Source organism: Secundilactobacillus paracollinoides DSM 15502 = JCM 11969 (assembly GCF_001311135.1).
In the GTDB taxonomy this organism is placed as follows: domain Bacteria; phylum Bacillota; class Bacilli; order Lactobacillales; family Lactobacillaceae; genus Secundilactobacillus; species Secundilactobacillus paracollinoides.
On record NZ_BBAG01000015.1, the window covers coordinates 1 to 17,155 of the forward strand.

Here is a 17,155-nt window from a genome sequence, read left to right on the forward strand (position 1 = left end):
GAAAGTTTTATTGAAAACGATTACATTTAAGATGTTCACACGATACATTCACTATCATTTAGGAGGCTTTTCTATGTCAGAAACAAGTACTGGCCGGCGGATAACATCCAGATTGTCCTATTCGTTTGGGGCGTTCGGTCACGATATGTTTTACGCAACATTATCAACTTATTTCATTATGTTTGTCACTTCCCATTTATTTGACAAGGACAGTGGCGGACAAAATGCGAAGATGATCGGGTATATCACACTGATCATCATGGTCTTGCGGTTTGTCGAACTGGTCATTGACCCGTTCATTGGAAATACCATCGATAATACGAATTCTCGCTGGGGTCACTTTAAGCCTTGGGTGGTTGCCGGTGGGACTGTGAGTTCAGCCATTATTATTATTTTATTTACGAACATGGGCGGTTTGAACACATCAAAGTCAATGCTCTACCTGGTATTATTCACGGTGCTCTACATCACGATGGATATCTTTTATTCGTTTAAGGATGTTGGGTTTTGGTCAATGATTCCTGCCATTTCATTTGATTCGGCGGAACGTGAAAAGACCGCAACATTTGCCCGGGTGGGGTCAAACATCGGGGCCAACATTGTTGGGGTCGTTGTGATGCCAATCGTCCTTTTCTTCTCCGTTAACTCAAATAGCGGTCAGGGGGATAATCGTGGGTGGTTTGCCTTTGCCCTGATCATCGGGGTCGTGGCATGGTTATCTGCCATTGCTGTTGGTATCGGAACAAAGGAAAATGATTCAGAATTGCGCCAGAATAAAGAAAAAACGAGTTTTAGCGCTGTTTTGAAAGTCTTGACGCGTAACGACCAATTGATGTGGCTTTCCTTAACGTACTGCCTGTACACGACTGGGATCGCAATTTTAAACTCGTTGGAACTGTACTACTTCACCTATATTCTCGGAAAAGCAGCTGAATTTAGTTTCTTAGCATCATTGAACGCTGTGATCGGGATCTTCTCTGTCCTGACCTTCCCATCGTTGGCACAGAAGTTTAGCCGGCGAAATGTGTTCTTCTCTTCAATCGTTGTGATGTTGATCGGGGTCTGCTTGTTCGTCTTTGCCGGTCATTCATTAGCACTGGTACTGACTGCTGCAGTGTTGTTCTACGTCCCACAAACCTTGATCTTCTTGGTTGTCTTGATGATTCTTTCTGATTCTGTTGAGTATGGCCAACTGAAGTTTGGTCACCGGGATGAATCATTAACATTGTCGGTTCGGCCGCTGCTTGATAAATTCGGTGGTGCCGTTTCAAACGGGGTCGTTGGGTTAACGGCTGTTTGGGCTGGGATGACCAGCGGCGCTACTGCGGGGTCAGTCACGCCCCATGGTCAAATGATCTTTAAGCTCATGATGTTTGGTGTGCCAGCCATCCTGATTCTTGCGGGAACGTTCACGTTCTACAAGAAGGTTACCTTGGATGAAAAGGAACATGCCCGCATTGTGGATGAACTCGAAAAGACTTGGCACGAACGTCTTGAAACGGATGACGATGAATCAATGGCCGATATCCGCGCGGAAGTGGATGCCGAAACGTTGACCTTGACGGCACCCGTTGATGGCGAACTCGTTGCGTTGAACACGGTTGGTGAATCAACGTTTGCGAGTGGTCAAATGGGCCAAGGCTTCGCAATCAAACCAAGCGATGGGCGCATCTTCGCACCGTTTGACGGGGTTGTGGAAGCGACCTTCCCAACCCGTCACGCAGTCGGCTTACGTGCTGCTAATGGGACGTTGGCTTTGATCCATATTGGCGTTGACACCGTAAAAATGCGTGGCACCGGCTTTATCAGCTACGTTGAAAAGGGTCAAGAAGTTAAACAGGGTGACCAGTTACTTGAATTCTGGCAACCCGCTCTGGCAAAGGCAGGCTACGATGATACGGTGATGGTCGTTGTGACGAATTACAAGGCCATCAAAGACTTTAAGGTGCTGAAAGAAACGGGTACCGTCAGTCACGGCGATAACGTTTTGAGCTTGTCCAAGCCTGAAGAATAATTAACCAGAGAGGCGGTTTGAAATGACGATTCAGATTGATGACACCCTATTTCACCTGCAGACGGACCATGTCAGTTATGTCTTCCACGTCATGGCTAATGGCGAACTCGGTCAGCTCTACTACGGGCCTAAGATTCATGCGAAAACGGCCTACGCAAATTTGGCGGCTGAGGATGAACGCGGATCAATGCCAGCACTCGCGGTTGACCAGCCGGCGTTTCAATTGGAAATGCTGAAACAGGAATTTGCGGGCTTGGCACGGGCGATTATCGATACCCGGCTACCAGATTGAAAATGCAGACGGCAGCCGAATCTCAGAATTTCGGTATGATCATTACGACTTAGTTGACGGGAAGACCCGGTTAGCACAGTTGCCATCAACGTTTGATGATGACGCGGACGATGCGCAAACGTTGACGATCTTTTTGAAAGATGCCGGTAACGGGGTAGCGGCCACACTGCACTATACCGTTTTCCCACATCAGGATGTCATTGTTAAAAGTGTGACCTACACGAATCAGGGCTCGCAAGCCGTCACCTTAAATGACGCATACAGCAGCGAGCTAGATCTGCCGGATGCCAAGTATGATCTCATTCAATTTTCTGGTGCCTGGACGCGCGAACGTCACCTGATTCGAACGCCGTTACGCGCAGGAATTCAAAGTGTCTCCAGTCTGCGCCATGCCTCCAGCCATCAGCAGAATCCCTTCTTCATGCTGGCGCGGCCAGATACAACGGACGATGCTGGTGAAGTTATCGGATTTAATCTGATTTATTCTGGCAACTTCATGGATCAAGTTGAGGTGGACCACTATGAGACGAGTCGCGTACTAACAGGTATTAATCCAACCGAATTTGCTTGGCAGCTGGATCCGGGCGAGACCTTTCAGACCCCGGAAGCCATTCTTAGTTTTTCAGCTAACGGAATGAATCAGCTGAGCCAACAATTATCAGCGTTCTATCAACGTCATTTGGTCAATCCGGCCTTTGCCCACCAACCACGGCCGGTGCTTATCAATAACTGGGAAGCCACGTACTTTGACTTTGATGAAGATAAACTCAGGACCATTGTCGACCAAGCACAACAGCTGGGCATTGAAATGTTTGTTCTAGACGACGGCTGGTTCGGCCACCGCAATAACGACCGGTCATCGCTTGGTGACTGGGTCGTGAATAAGGCTAAGTTTCCTAATGGTCTGGCACATTTTGTCGACCAAGTGCATGCTAAGCAAATGAAGTTTGGCTTGTGGCTCGAACCAGAAATGATCTCCGAGGACAGCCAGCTTTATGCACAACACCCAGACTGGCTGATTGCCGCACCTGGACGGCTTAAGACGCCTAGCCGCAACCAGCACGTGCTTGATATGTCGCGACAAGACGTTGTCGATTACCTCGTTAAAATGGTGAGCGATGTCATTCAAACGACGAAGCTGGACTATATTAAATGGGATATGAATCGCAATATTACAGACTTGTATGGGGCACAATTGCCTAAGTCTCGCCAGTTAGAGATGGGACACCGCTATATTCTTGGGGTGTACCAACTCTACGAACGCTTAACTAAGGCCTTTCCGAACGTCTTATTTGAGTCATGCGCCGGTGGCGGCGGTCGCTACGACCTTGGGATGATGTACTATGCACCCCAAGCCTGGGTCAGTGATGACACGGATGCTGTGGAACGGCTTAAAATTCAGTTTGGGACGTCCTACGGGTATTCACAATCAATGATGGGTGCGCACGTTTCCGCTGTGCCAAATGATCAAACCGGGCGGCAAACACCGTTTAAGACCCGGGGCGACGTTGCGTTCTTCGGCGACTTAGGTTACGAATTGGATGTGACTAAGCTTACCGAAGCTGATAAACGTCAGATCACCGCACAGGTCGCGCGCTACAAGCACTACCGGCCACTTCTGCAATTTGGGACCTTTTACCGAATCGATAGCCCATTTGAAGGGGACGGCAACGTGACCAGTTGGGCAGTCGTCAGTGCCGACCAGCAAACAGCCATTGCTGGGTGGTACCAGGTACTCCATCATCCTAATGGGCCATATCAACGCCTGAAGTTCCGGGGACTTCTTCCGGAACAACAGTACGTTGTCAACCAGTCATCGGAGCACTTCTACGGTGACGAACTCATGCGCGCTGGGATTATCCTTCATCCAGACATGATGACAGACGTCAGCAATGGCGACTATCAATCACAACTGTTTGTTGTGACAGCCGTGCAGGAATAACAACACGAAAACACCTAGGTTCAGGTCAGCCCCTTGCCTAGGTGTTTTTGTGTTTTATTTTTGGTTTGCTGGTGAAGTTCGTTGTATTGCGCGATTTGGTACTCCGCTGAGGTGGCTCGCGATTGACGTCGACAGCCACCTCAGCCAGCAGGGCCGACAAGTGGAACGAAGCGACAGTTACTCGTCCTTATGGAAAGGAAAATGCTTAGTAGCTATCCCCATTCATCACAGAGTTCTTAACAATCACGTAGTCCACAAGCCGAATATCGCTTAACTTGTCGCCGCCCGCGTATGAGATAGAGGACTGCAGGTCTTCCTGCATTTCTTCCAGCGTGTCGGCGATGTCGCCGCGGTATGGGACAAGCATTTGCTTACCTTCAACGTTGCGGTAGGCGCCCTTTTGCGTTTCTGAAGCGGAGCCCCAGTACTGCTTGAAGGTCTTGCCGTCAATTTTGATGACGCTGCCGGGTGATTGTAAGTGACCGGCAAGCAGGGAGCCGATCATGACCATGCTGGCGCCGAACCGAATTGACTTAGCGATGTCGCCGTTGTAACGAATCCCACCATCGGCAATGATCGGTTTCTTCGCTGCCTTGGCACAGAGCCGAATGGCAGCCAGTTGCCAACCGCCAGTCCCAAAGCCAGTTTTCAGCTTCGTGATGCAGGCCTTACCGGGACCGATACCGACTTTAGTGGCGTCGGCACCAGCGTTTTCAAGCTCCCGAACGGCTTCGGGGGTGCCAACGTTGCCGGCAATGACAAAGCTATCTGGCAACAGAGATTTGATGTGCTGAATCATGCGGATCACGGAGTTGGCGTGACCGTGGGCGATGTCGATGGTGATGTATTCTGGAACATCGTTGGCATCGGCCAGTTCTTGAATGAAATCGAGTTCTTCTTGCTTTACACCAACACTGATCGATGCAAATAAGTCTTGATCGTGCATGGTCTTGACAAACGCATGCCGCTTTTCTGGTTGGAACCGGTGCATCACGTAAAAGTAGTCGTGTTCCGCCATCCAAACCGCGAGTTCATCATTGATGACCGTTTCCATGTTGGCTGGGACGACGGGAATCTTAAATGTTTTGGGGCCGAATTTAACGGATGTGTCCGCCTGTGAACGGCTGTCAATAATACACTTGTTTGGCACGAGTTGAATATCTTCGTAATCAAATACTTCAGCTGGAATCATCATAAGTCGATCTCCTTTATGTGCTCAGTATAAAACTGAGACTTTTTGGCTTTAGACATAGCGTGACCCTCAAAGTTTAGTCGGGGATTCAAACCAGAATATTCGGCCTGTCTGCTACACTCTGGGGGTCACGAGTTCAATTTCAGTATTTAGTGGGTTGCTTCCTTGGCGTCAGTATCCTGCCAAGCGTCGATCAACACGTTAGTTTGCGTCCGGTCTGGGCCGACTGAGAAGGTGGCAATGTCAACGCCGACCAGTTCAGCTAACCGGTTAACGTAGTTTTGGGCGTTAACGGGCAGATCTTCGAAGTTACGGACACCGGTGATGTCTTCGTCCCAACCTGGGAATTCTTCGTAGACGGGCTTGCATCTGTTAATTTCTTTCAAACTAGCAGGGTAGTGATAGATGGTTTCACCATCCAATTCATACGCTTTGGCAATCTTCAAAGTCTTCAGACCAGTCAAAACATCCAAACAGTTCAGTGACAGGTGAGTAAGCCTGAAACGCGCTTTGCGTGACGGAGCACAACACTGTCAAACCAACCGATCCGACGTGGCCGCTTCGTCACAGTGCCGTATTCGTGGCCGGCTTCACGGATGAAGTCGCCGGTCTCGTTGCTTAATTCAGTTGGGAAGGGACCATCGCCGACACGTGAAGTGTAAGCTTTGCAGGCACCAACGACTTCGTCGATCTTGGATGGACCGACGCCGGAGCCAATCGTGACACCACCAGCGACGGGGTTGGATGAGGTGACGAATGGGTAAGTCCCGTGGTCGATATCCAGCATGACACCCTGGGCACCTTCAAACAACACGTGCTTGCCGTCATCGATCGCATCGTTGATCACAACGGAGGTATCGGTGACATAGTTTTTTAATTCTTGACCATAGTCGAAGTATTCTTCAAAAATATCGTCAAATTTCAATGGTTCATGGTCGTATAACTTGGTGATCAGTTGGTTCTTTTCTTCCAAGTTTTGGCGTAATTTTTCTTCAAACGTTTCTTTATCTAACAGGTCAGCAACCCGGATACCGATTCGTTCAGCTTTATCCATGTAAGCTGGGCCGATACCCTTGTTGGTGGTCCCAATTTTATTCGTTTTAGTTTGTTCTTGTAATTGATCAATGAGAATGTGGTAAGGCAAAATAACGTGTGCCCGGTTGGAGATCCGTAAGTTGTCAGTTGGCACGTTGCGGTCATGCAAATAACGCAATTCAGTAACCAGTGACTTTGGGTTCAGTACGACACCATTGCCGATGACGCTGATTTTGTCAGAATAGAAGATTCCTGATGGAATGAGGTGAAGTTTGTAAGTCTCACCCTTAAACACGATGGTGTGGCCTGCGTTGTCTCCGCCTTGGTACCGTGCGACAACGTCGGCTTTTTTGCTGAGAAAATCAGTGATCTTCCCCTTACCTTCATCGCCCCATTGACTCCCTACAACTACTATTGATGACATATGAACACCTCATAATCTTAAATTGCTTAGGCTGTAAAACACGAATAACCCAGCAAGAATTAGTATATCAAGTTCGGGAACCAAAAGCAACCTAAATCCGAATTATTTTTAAAATATCGATAGTGATCGTTCTTTATGAAAACGGTAAATGGGGTTTCTTCCTTTATATAGGTCATGAATTAATTCCGTTCACTTACATCCAGCGTGCAGATAAGAGATGAAAATTTTGTCTGATTATGTTATGATTTAACCATCAATTACCGAATATTAGTAACTAATGTTCGGAATTTACTAAAACCAGAAATGAGGATAACTATGCTCGAACGATACACACGGCCAGAAATGGCAAACATTTGGTCACTACACAACCAGTATCAATCCTGGCTGGAAGTTGAAATTGCGGTGGACGAGGCCTGGGCAAAACTGGGTGAGATCCCGCAAGAAGACGTCCACAAGATCAACGCAAAGGCAACCTTTGATGACGACCGGATCGCAGAAATTGAAGCCGTGACCCACCATGACGTTGTAGCGTTTACGCGTGATGTATCCGAATCCCTTGGCGAAGAGCGCAAGTGGATCCACTATGGCATGACCAGCACCGATATCGTGGATACGGCGCAGGGATACCGTTTAAAGCAAGCTAATGAAATTCTCCGAGCTGATTTGTTACATTTAAAGGAAGTTATTCGCAAACAAGCGCTCAAATATAAGGACACGGTCATGATTGGCCGGACCCACGGGGTACAAGCTGAACCAACCACGTTTGGCTATAAGATTGCCCGTTGGTATTCTGAAATTAACCGCGACATCAAACGCTTTGATGAAGCAGCTGCTGGTGTTGAAGCCGGCAAGATCAGTGGGGCAGTTGGGACGTTTGCAACGTGCCGCCATACGTTGAAGAGTACGTCTGCGATAAGCTTGGCCTTCGCGCTCAAGAAATCGCCAGTCAAGTACTGCCACGTGACTTGCACGCTGACTACATCGCCACCCTGGCTTTGATTGGGACTAGTTTGGAAGAATTTGCGACCGAGATTCGCTCGTTGCAACGTTCCGAGATTCACGAAGTTGAAGAACATTTCAACAAGGGACAAAAAGGGTCGTCCGCAATGCCACATAAGCGAAACCCAATCGGTTCAGAAAACGTGACTGGTTTAGCTCGGGTGTTACGCGGCCACGTCCAAACGGCATACGAAGATGTGTCATTGTGGCATGAACGTGATATCTCACATTCATCTGCAGAACGGATTATTTTACCGGACTCAACGGCAATTCTGGATTACATGCTGCACCGATTTGCCAATATTTTGGAGAACCTGACCGTTTTCCCAGACCGGATGAAGGAAAACATGAACTTGACTTACGGGTTGATTTACAGCCAACGCGTCATGTTGAAACTGATCGACGCGGGTCTGACACGGGAAGCTGCATATGATTTGGTGCAGCCACTGACTGCTCAGGCCTGATGAACATAAGCAGTTCCGGCCTTTGGTTGAAGGCAATGAGACGATTATGTCTCATTTGTCAGAGGACGAGATTGAGGATGCGTTTGATTATCACTACCATATTCGACACGTGGATGAGATTTTTAAGCGGATCGGGTTGGAATAGGTTGGTTATGTATTAGAAATAAATAGTGATTTTTCCAGTTTTTTTAGCAACTGGGTTCACTTTTATATTGCGGAAACGCGCTTCACAAGGGGCTAACGTGTAAGGGCTCTGACCAAAAAGTCAAAACCGGACTTTTCGGTGAGAGTCTTTCTCTGTTATATAGTGGAAACGCGTCCCACAAGGCAAGGGGCGGAGTGTAACGGACTCTGGCAAAAAAGTCAGGCCCGGACTTTTATACCAGAGTCCGTTACACTCCGCCCCTTAACCGCCTTGTTCCACGCTCTACTAGGTTCACTTTTATATTGCGGAAACGCGCGGAAGAAGGCAGGAGGCTCCTGCATAACGGACTTTGACTCAAAAAGTCAGGCCCAGAATTTTTAAGTCAAAGTCCGTTATGCTCCGCCTCCTAAGCGCCTTCTTCCACGCTCTAAAAATCCCCCTCCAGCACATGCTCCGGAGCAGGGATTTATTTGGATTAGGATATTGTGGTTGCCATTCGCATGAAATGGCTGTTAGAGGAATTTGTTCGACTCTTTCTCAGTAGGAGGAGGAAGAATCATCATGCACGGAATGTCAGTCAAAGAGGGGGGAGGACTGGCATCCCTTTTCAGAAAGTAAATCAGGGGAGTATATAGCAAGCAAGTTTGTTCTTTGCTTTGCTATGATTTAAATATACCTGAAAGTTGTGACGAAAGTGTGACCAAAAAAAGTTATATTCGTGAAGTAAGGGTTAATTAAAAGTTAAGAGAGAGTGGAGCAGGGCGGTTAAGGGGCACAATGTAAGGGACTTTGGCTGAAATTCCCGACCTTGGAATTTTAGCCAAAGTCCCTTACATGGCCGCCCCTTGCCCTGCGGAACTCGTTTGGGCTATGAGGCTAGAAAGGGTTAAAGGACTAAAATACTAAAGTATCAAAGTACTATAGAGCTAAAGCATGAAGCCCTAAACTCTAAAAGCTGGATTTTAAGGCCACATCTGCTACAGCATCCCTAACCTTGTACGCTACCGCGCCCAGTCTACCTAGCCGAAACGTGCAAAAAAAGCCGCTCCCGCCATATAAGTCCTAAGACCAAAATCAAAATTCGGGATTTCGGTCTTAGGACCCTTATATTCTGGGAGTAATCCCGCTTTTTTACTTGTTTCATGCGTTAAGTTAGAAGATATTCTTTCTAGGTCACCGTGCCGAAACGAGTTCCGAAAAACTGAGACCGGCCGCGTAAGGGCAATTAGTGACAAATCCAAGAACGGGATTTATCACTAATTGCCCTTACGCTCTGGTCTCAAACCGTTTTTCTCCACTCTCTTTAAAAATAAGTCCCCAAAAACTCACTAACCCGCCGCTTATAATTAGCAGGATTATACCAAAAGCTCTCAGCATGGCTCGCATTTTTCACGATCCACAACTGCTTAGGCGCCTTGGTCGACTCATAGTTTTCGTAAGCCATCTTAACCGGCACATAGGTGTCTTTACCGCCATGGATAAAGAGGATTGGCCGCCGGTTTTTTTTGAGCTGTTCCGTTGAAGAAACGTCATTCAAATAGTATCCCAATCGCTGTTTATTGATCGTACTAACAAGGGGTTCGATTGGATATTCTGGCAGGTGGTACTGGTTGTGCAGCAGGTACACAAGTTCCTCACGGATGCTGGCGTACCCACAGTCGGCGATGATTGCTTTGACTTGAGCGGGCAATTTTTCACCCGACAGCATTTCTACCGTGGCACCACCCATGCTGACACCAAACAGCAGGATCTTTTCGTCATCGCCGTTTTTGCCGATGATCTGCTCGATCCAGTGAATGTAGTCTAATCGATCCAACCAGCCAAAGTTGATGTATTTACCAGCACTATCGCCGTGTGCCCGGTCATCGGGCAACAGGACGTTGAAGCCGAGTTCATAAAACATCTTGCGTAGTTTGCCATCGTTTCGCGATTGCCCTTATAGCCGTGGGAAATGATAACCGTTTTCCCTTGACCAGCCGGGTTTGGAATATAGCTTGCCACCAGTTTATTTTCAGGGTCGTTTTCGTTCAGGTACCAGGTATCATGCGGAATTTGACGGTACCAGTCGACGTAGGCGTAGTAGTCGTCAGCGTATTTTTGCTTGTCTGCAGAGGTTTCAGGGACGTAGTTGACCCGTTTAAACGCAAAGTTGAAGAGCCGGTTGCTCATATAAACAGCCCCGGCAGAAACCGCGGCTAGGGGAAGTGTGAGTGCGAGAAGTCGTTTTTTCATCTTGAGCTCCTTTGAATGTTGGTTTAAGAAAAAAGATTATTAGCTTATTATCCTAAGCATTATAGTAATCTCTAATGATAAAAGTGTGGTCTACCTTATTAAAGTAGACCACACTAGTGTAAAACTCTTACGAATTAAGTCAAGCCTTAGTGAGGTATAAGGCCTTGAGATCAGCGATGTCTTGGGGAGATAACTGAAGCGCCTGGTTCAAAAAGCCGTTCATATTGCCATAGTTATCATGGATGGCGGTCATCGCCGTTTGATAGTAAGCATCCGAGACCCGCCAGAGCGCTTTGATCGAGTCCAACAATTGGCTGGATGCGCCTTCAGCCTTAGCGGAAGCCAGTCTGCGATTGACCAGGTCTGCCGCAACTTGGTTGGTCAACAGGTAGTCTTGTTTAATGGTCGTTTCAGGAACCCCCAGTGCGTTGAGGAGAAAAACGGCGCCCATTCCAGTCCGGTCTTTGCCGGCGGTGCAGTGAAACAGCACAACGTTATCTTCAGTGGCTAGCAGGGTGGTAAAAAATTGCTGGTAGGCGATGTGCGATTGGGTCGTCGTGATCATGTCGTGGTAGGTTTCCAGCATGTGCTGGAAGCCATTTTCCGCCTGCGCCTTCAATTCAGCTTGAATCTGCGCCTGGGTCTTGGAATTTTCTGTTTTGTCGTCGTCAAAAACGGGCAGGTGTTGGTATCGGACCCCAGTGGGCACACGGTCAGGTTCCTTGTTGATCTCAGTCTGAGAGCGAAAATCAACGTCCACGGTAACGCCATAGTTGAGCAGCGTTTGTTGATCCGTATCTGTGATCCGTGCAAGCGACGCCGTTCGGATGACCCGCTGCCATTTAACGGTCCGGCCATCCAGCGTTGGATAGCCGCCGAGTTCGCGAAAGTTGATGCCGCCGCTAATGTCTAATAATCGTTGCTTCGTCGTTTGCATGAAGGGGCCTCCTTGAGATTTCTGCATCCATTGTACATTAAATCATGAAAAAAGTCAGACAGCACGTCCGGTCCACATTGCTTTGAGCACTGTTATGAAAGCGTTATACTGGCGATACAATGACACATAGGAGGCGCGATTATGAAAATTGCAATTATCGGCGGCAACGGAAAAGCCAGTTCCAAAATTTACGAAGAGGACATCAAGCGCGGGCATGAGGCAACCGCAATTGTGCGGAATGCTGAGAAGGCGCAGGCGGTGCTTGGCGAAGATGCAGAATTGCTGGTCAAGGATGGGTTTGCGTTAACCAAGGAAGACCTGACCCGGTTTGACGTCATCGTGGACGCGTTTGGGGTACCGATGGGCTCACCATTGGCCTACCTGCACATGGATCTGGCAGCAAAACTGATTCACGATCTGCGCGATACGGACACGCGGCTGCTGGTCATCGTCGGGGCTGCCAGCCTGAATATGCCGGATGGCAAGCCGCTGATCGATCAATTATTGCAGGCGCCCGGCCACGAGGACTGGATCGGCGTCCCATTGAATCAATCTCACGAATTAGCGATCCTTCAAATGGTCGATAATGTGGACTGGGTCGCCATTTCGCCACAACGGAACTTTACGCCCGGCATCGATACGGGGTATATAATGGGAAGTAACGATGTGATGTTTGACGCCGACGGGAAGTCGGAGCTGACAACGGGAAACATGGCGCTGGCTGTGTTGGACGAACTGGAATCGCCGGAAAATCACCAGGAACGGTTTACGGTCCGTAACGCGGATACAGAATAAGACTATTGATGGCAGGTGGCAATTGTGAGTTTAAGCGGAAATTGGTTATATTTTAAAACAAAACATTCGCGGTTAAAACAACAGGTGGCGGCAGGGCTTCGACATCCGGGTCGCCGGACGGATGAGCTGGCTGCGACAAAGTTTGCGGCGCCGGAACGGGTCAAAACCACGGCAATGCCAAACGGCCGTCTGGTGACGCTGGTCACACAGGAGGCGGCCTCAAAGCACATTATCCTCTTGCACGGGGGTGCTTATACCTTGCGGGCAACAGAGAGTCACCGTGAATGGATGGAGCTCCTGGCAGCTGATACGGGTGCCAATGTGACCGCCATTGATTTTCCACTGACGCCGGAGTATACAGCACACGATACTGTGCCGTTTACCATTAAAGCCTATCAAGAACTCCGCAAACAATTTCCACTGGACGAGTACTTTTTACTGGGTGATTCGGCTGGCGGTGGCTTAGCGTTGGTACTGTTGCAACACTTGCGGGACAACCAGTTGCCGATGCCAAGCGGCACCTTACTCGTTTCACCATGGTCAGATCTCGCCATGACAGCACCGGCGTTTGAAGCCGGTGCGGCGGGTGACCCAGAGTTGCCGCTGGATGCGCTGCGAGAGGTGGCTGAAAGATATGCGGGTAAGCTAGCGTTGACGGACAAAAGGGTGAGTCCAATCAATGGTGATTTAGATCACCTAGGTAAAATTGGTTTGTTTTACGGGACCAGAGAAGTCTTACTGCCGGAGCACCAAGCGCTAGCTGAAAAGTTGGCGGCGACGGATGGTACGGATGTGGACACCCATGAGTTAAAGAATATGATGCATGATTATCTGCTGTGGACAAATTTGCCGGAGAGTCGGCGGACTTTTCGGTATTTGCAGGGGATGATGAGGTAAGAGCGCGGAGGAAGGCGATTAAGGGGCGGCCATGTAAGAGACTCTGCCTTCTGGAGCGCGTTTCGGTACGGTTGCCTAAAAAACAACTTTCATAGCGTTAATCAATTAACTAACAAGGCCGGTAGCGGCAATACCACTGTGATTTACGACAGATAGCTGCATTATTTTGACTTTCTAGGCTACCGTGTGGAAACGAGTTCCACAAACTAAAGACTTGCACAGAAGCGGACTATTTTACAAAATCCAAACCCGGGATTTTATAAAATAGTCCGCTTCTGCTCCAGTCTTTGACCAGTTTGTTCCACTCTCTATCGTTTAATCGTAACCCGCAAATCAGCCGGCTTATCAGTATCAGTAGGATTCAACTCTTCCTTATAATCGAAATTAGCATCTTCAAAATAGTGCCGCATTTCTTTATTAACCGCTTCCAAATCACGGTTGTTATTATCCTGATGGTTGATCAGCAGGGTGTATTCGTTAGCGTCTTCATCTGCGTTTTCAAAGTCGTAGACAAGGGCTACGGTGTTCAGAATTTCTTGAATTAATTGACGTTCTGTCATTGCCATAAAATCTACCTCATTTTCACAAATTAGTTACAACTCTAATGTACGCTTATTTGGGGGGAATGTTAAATAGAGAGTGGAAGAAGGCGGTTAAGGAGTGGAGCCTAGTGGACTTTGACCATTAAAGCCCGGTCTTGGCTTTGATGGTCGAAGTCCACTAGGTGCAACTCCTTGCCTTCTGTAACTCGTTTCGGCAATGTGGCATAGAAAGATAGCCAATAAATAATCTTCTAATCAGTGGTATGAAAAACAGTGAGTTCTGATGTGTTACTGATAGTCCAAAATTAACAGTTAACCACCAAATCCTCACAGTAGCGTAACAAGCATTGCTCTTAATGGGTTGTCAGCAGTCACGTGCGGATTCTCTACAAACCAGCCTTGACTATCTTTAGATATTTAATCGTGGTTACTTCCATCAGCAATATGAGTGAAATGACGGAATATAACGGACACATACCGCAATATAACCCGTGAAAATATTTTTGCTAATAGAAAAATCCACGAAAACAGCTCAAACTGCCCATTAAATCATGGTACACTAGATAGTTAAGAGCGTATCAAGCGAGTGCCTTGCTTTTCCGGCGACAGCATGCTATTTTCTTACTTTAAGTATGTGATTTTGTCTAGTGTTTAAAAACACCAGACCGGCACAAACAACGATTGAATAAGGGGGCTTTGAACGTGCGACCAAGAATTGCTTTACCGGCAGATACGTTAGCTGAGGCGACAAACATTATCAACGAACGTAACGCGGCTTATGCACCACGACCAGCGATTGAAGCGGTGGTTAAATCTGGCGGCGTGCCAGTGATCTTGCCAAGTGTTGACCCAGATGATGTGGTTGACTATATGGATCTGTTTGACGGGGTTTGTTTTTTAGGCGGCTATGATGTTGATCCCACGTTCTTTGGTGAAGAACCCTTTGAAAAATTGGGACCGACGTATCGCAAGCGGGATTTGTTTGAAATTGAATTATTGAAACAGTCTGTTGCGCGCGGCAAGGCCATTTTGGTATTTGCCGCGGGATGCAGCTGGTCAACATTGGCCTTGGCGGCACGCTGTTTCAGGATCTGTCACAGGACCCACACGTGACGTTGAAACACAATCAGCTGGCACCAGGCAACATGCCGTCACACCACATTACTGTGGCACCAGATAGCCGGTTATTTAAGATTGCGGGCGAGCGGCCCTATATCAATTCACGGCACCATCAGGCAATTCGCGATGTGGCGCCGACGTTGAAGGTCACTGCGCGGGCAGATGACCAGGTGATCGAAGCGGTTGAATCAATTGAAAATGACCAGATCTTAGGGGTGCAGTGGCATCCAGAGAATATGTATAAACACCATGCAAGTTCTAAGGCACTGTTTGCAGACCTTGTTGAACGCAGCACAGAAGTGGCGAAACGGACTCGCAAACAACCACAATAACTTTAAAAAGTAACCATCGTTTGATAGTAGAACGATTGGTTACTTTTTTGATTTCACAATATTATTAACTATACCAATTTCTAATGTTTCAGTTATACCATGAACATTAAACGTTTACTGCTAGACCAATCATTAAGAAAGTGCAATTTTTAAGACAAATCAAATGACGGCGGTGGTTATGCTATGATAACATCAGTTTATGAAATCGTTTTCTAAAGTAGGACGCCGTTAACGGCACGTTAAAATTGGAGGCTGGAGTTTTATGTCAATGAAGGAGCCGGAACATTACATTCTCGCCATCGATCAGGGGACCTCAATTACCCGAGCGATGTTATTTGACCATTCAGGGCGCAAGGTGATCGAGAGCCAAAAGACGTTTCCGCAATACTACCCGCATAATGGCTGGGTGGAACAGGACGCTAACGAAATTTGGAACTCGGTCCAGTCGGTGATTGCCAGTGCGCTCATCGATGCTGGGGTGCATCCAGAATTTATTGACGGCATTGGGATCTCCAGTCAACGTGAAACCACGGTCATTTGGGATAAGACCACGGGTCAGCCCATTTACCATGCAATCGGCTGGCTGTCTAAGCAGACGGCAGCCATCGCCAAGAAGATGGTGAGTGATGGGTACGAAGACGTGATCCACGAGAAGACTGGGCTGGTCATTGATTCCTACTTCTCAGCCACGAAGGTGCGCTGGCTGCTGGATAATGTCCCTGGGGCGCAGGAACGCGCTGAAAAGGGTGAGTTGCTGATGGGCACCATTGACAGTTGGCTGACCTGGAAATTATCAGACGGCCAGCTGCACATCACTGACTACACCAACGCTAGTCAAACCATGATGTTTAATATTAATGAGCTCACATGGGACGACGACATTTTAAAGTTGCTGAACATTCCGCGTCAGTTACTGCCGGAAGTTCACAGCTGTTCTGAAGTCTACGGGACGACTAAAAACTACCAATTCTATGGCGTTGAAGTGCCGATTGCTGGGATGGTTGGTGACCAGCAGGCAGCCCTGATCGGTCAGATGGCGTTTAAACCTGGTGAGGTCAAGAATACCTATGGTGACGGGGCCTTCATCGTGATGAACACGGGGGACAAGCCGCAGTTTTCCAACAATAAAATGCTGACGACGATTGCCTACGACCTTGGCGGCAAAATGACCTACGCGCTTGAAGGGTCGGTCTTCGTGGCCGGGACTGCGCTGAACTGGCTGGCTGAGAGCATGAAGATCATTGATAACGTGCCGCAATCTCGACAGGTCGCCATGGCGTCGACGGATGACGATGAAGTCTACGTAGTTCCTGCCTTTAACGGGTTAGGTGCACCGTACTGGGACCAGGATGCTCGCGGTGCCGTGTTCGGTCTCAGTCGTGGAACCAACCGGAGTGATTTTGTGAAGGCCACTCTGCAGTCGATCGCCTATCAGACGCGAGATATCATTGATACCATGCGCCAGGATACGGGGATGCCGGTGGTGGAAGTGCTGGCCGATGGTGGCGCTTCGCGGAATCGTTATTTGATGCAGTTTCAGGCGGATATTTTAAACGTGCCGATCGTGCGGTCCAGTGACGAAGAAACCACTGCTTTGGGTGCTGCCTTCTGTGCCGGGTTAGCGACTGGGTACTGGCAAGATCTGGATGACATTCAAAAAATTCACGCGGATGGGCAGACGTTTAAACCGGATATGGCGGATGACCGTCGGAAACGGCTGTACCACGGCTGGAAGGTTGCGGTAGAAGCAACAAGAGCGTTTAAAACCGAAGCATAGCGTGAGCAAATGAAGCT

7 protein-coding genes and 5 pseudogenes are annotated in these 17,155 nt (G+C 48.2%); 7 read left to right on the forward strand and 5 right to left on the reverse strand.

What is annotated here, in order from left to right; all coding sequences use genetic code 11:
- The first annotated feature begins 73 nt into the window (after positions 1–73).
- Both JCM11969_RS06795 and JCM11969_RS06800 read left to right on the forward strand, forming a co-directional pair.
- Entirely contained in the window at positions 74–2,014 is a 1,941-nt protein-coding gene (locus JCM11969_RS06795) for a sugar MFS transporter (protein WP_054709707.1), read from the forward strand.
- A 22-nt stretch (positions 2,015–2,036) separates the two neighbouring features.
- Positions 2,037–4,248 (forward strand): annotated as a pseudogene (locus JCM11969_RS06800) (alpha-galactosidase).
- A 205-nt stretch (positions 4,249–4,453) separates the two neighbouring features.
- On the opposite strand, the gene JCM11969_RS06805 reads toward JCM11969_RS06800, so the two are convergent.
- The gene (locus JCM11969_RS06805) at positions 4,454–5,440 is read right to left on the reverse strand and encodes a GMP reductase (RefSeq protein WP_054709800.1); all 987 of its coding nucleotides are present in this window, start codon (positions 5,438–5,440) and stop codon (positions 4,454–4,456) included.
- A 149-nt stretch (positions 5,441–5,589) separates the two neighbouring features.
- Positions 5,590–6,899, reverse strand: a pseudogene (locus JCM11969_RS06810) (adenylosuccinate synthase).
- Positions 6,900–7,214: 315 nt separating this feature from the next.
- On the opposite strand from JCM11969_RS06810, the pseudogene purB reads away from it, so the two are divergent.
- A pseudogene (gene purB, locus JCM11969_RS06815) lies at positions 7,215–8,507 on the forward strand (adenylosuccinate lyase).
- A gap of 1,303 nt (positions 8,508–9,810) precedes the next feature.
- Here the strand turns inward: purB and JCM11969_RS06820 are convergent.
- A pseudogene (locus JCM11969_RS06820) lies at positions 9,811–10,739 on the reverse strand (alpha/beta hydrolase).
- Positions 10,740–10,878: 139 nt separating this feature from the next.
- Positions 10,879–11,676: a tyrosine-protein phosphatase gene (locus JCM11969_RS06825; protein ID WP_054709710.1), complete on the reverse strand. Its 798-nt coding sequence runs from the start codon at positions 11,674–11,676 to the stop codon at positions 10,879–10,881.
- Between the two features lie 141 nt (positions 11,677–11,817).
- Here JCM11969_RS06825 and JCM11969_RS06830 point away from each other — a divergent pair, with 141 nt between their 5' ends.
- Complete coding sequence (locus tag JCM11969_RS06830) at positions 11,818–12,471, forward strand: NAD(P)H-binding protein (RefSeq protein WP_054709712.1); 654 nt, start codon at positions 11,818–11,820, stop codon at positions 12,469–12,471.
- Positions 12,472–12,495: 24 nt separating this feature from the next.
- The gene (locus JCM11969_RS06835; RefSeq protein ID WP_054709715.1) at positions 12,496–13,368 is read left to right on the forward strand and encodes an alpha/beta hydrolase fold domain-containing protein; all 873 of its coding nucleotides are present in this window, start codon (positions 12,496–12,498) and stop codon (positions 13,366–13,368) included.
- A 308-nt stretch (positions 13,369–13,676) separates the two neighbouring features.
- On the opposite strand, the gene JCM11969_RS06840 is transcribed toward JCM11969_RS06835, so the two are convergent.
- Positions 13,677–13,928: a hypothetical protein gene (locus JCM11969_RS06840; protein WP_054709802.1), complete on the reverse strand. Its 252-nt coding sequence runs from the start codon at positions 13,926–13,928 to the stop codon at positions 13,677–13,679.
- A 684-nt stretch (positions 13,929–14,612) separates the two neighbouring features.
- On the opposite strand from JCM11969_RS06840, the pseudogene JCM11969_RS06845 reads away from it, so the two are divergent.
- Both JCM11969_RS06845 and glpK read left to right on the forward strand, forming a co-directional pair.
- Positions 14,613–15,361, forward strand: a pseudogene (locus JCM11969_RS06845) (gamma-glutamyl-gamma-aminobutyrate hydrolase family protein).
- A gap of 262 nt (positions 15,362–15,623) precedes the next feature.
- Positions 15,624–17,138 carry a glycerol kinase GlpK gene (glpK, locus tag JCM11969_RS06850; protein ID WP_082409223.1) on the forward strand — a complete coding sequence of 505 codons (1,515 nt, stop codon included), beginning with the start codon at positions 15,624–15,626 and terminating at the stop codon, positions 17,136–17,138.
- Positions 17,139–17,155: the final 17 nt, after the last annotated feature.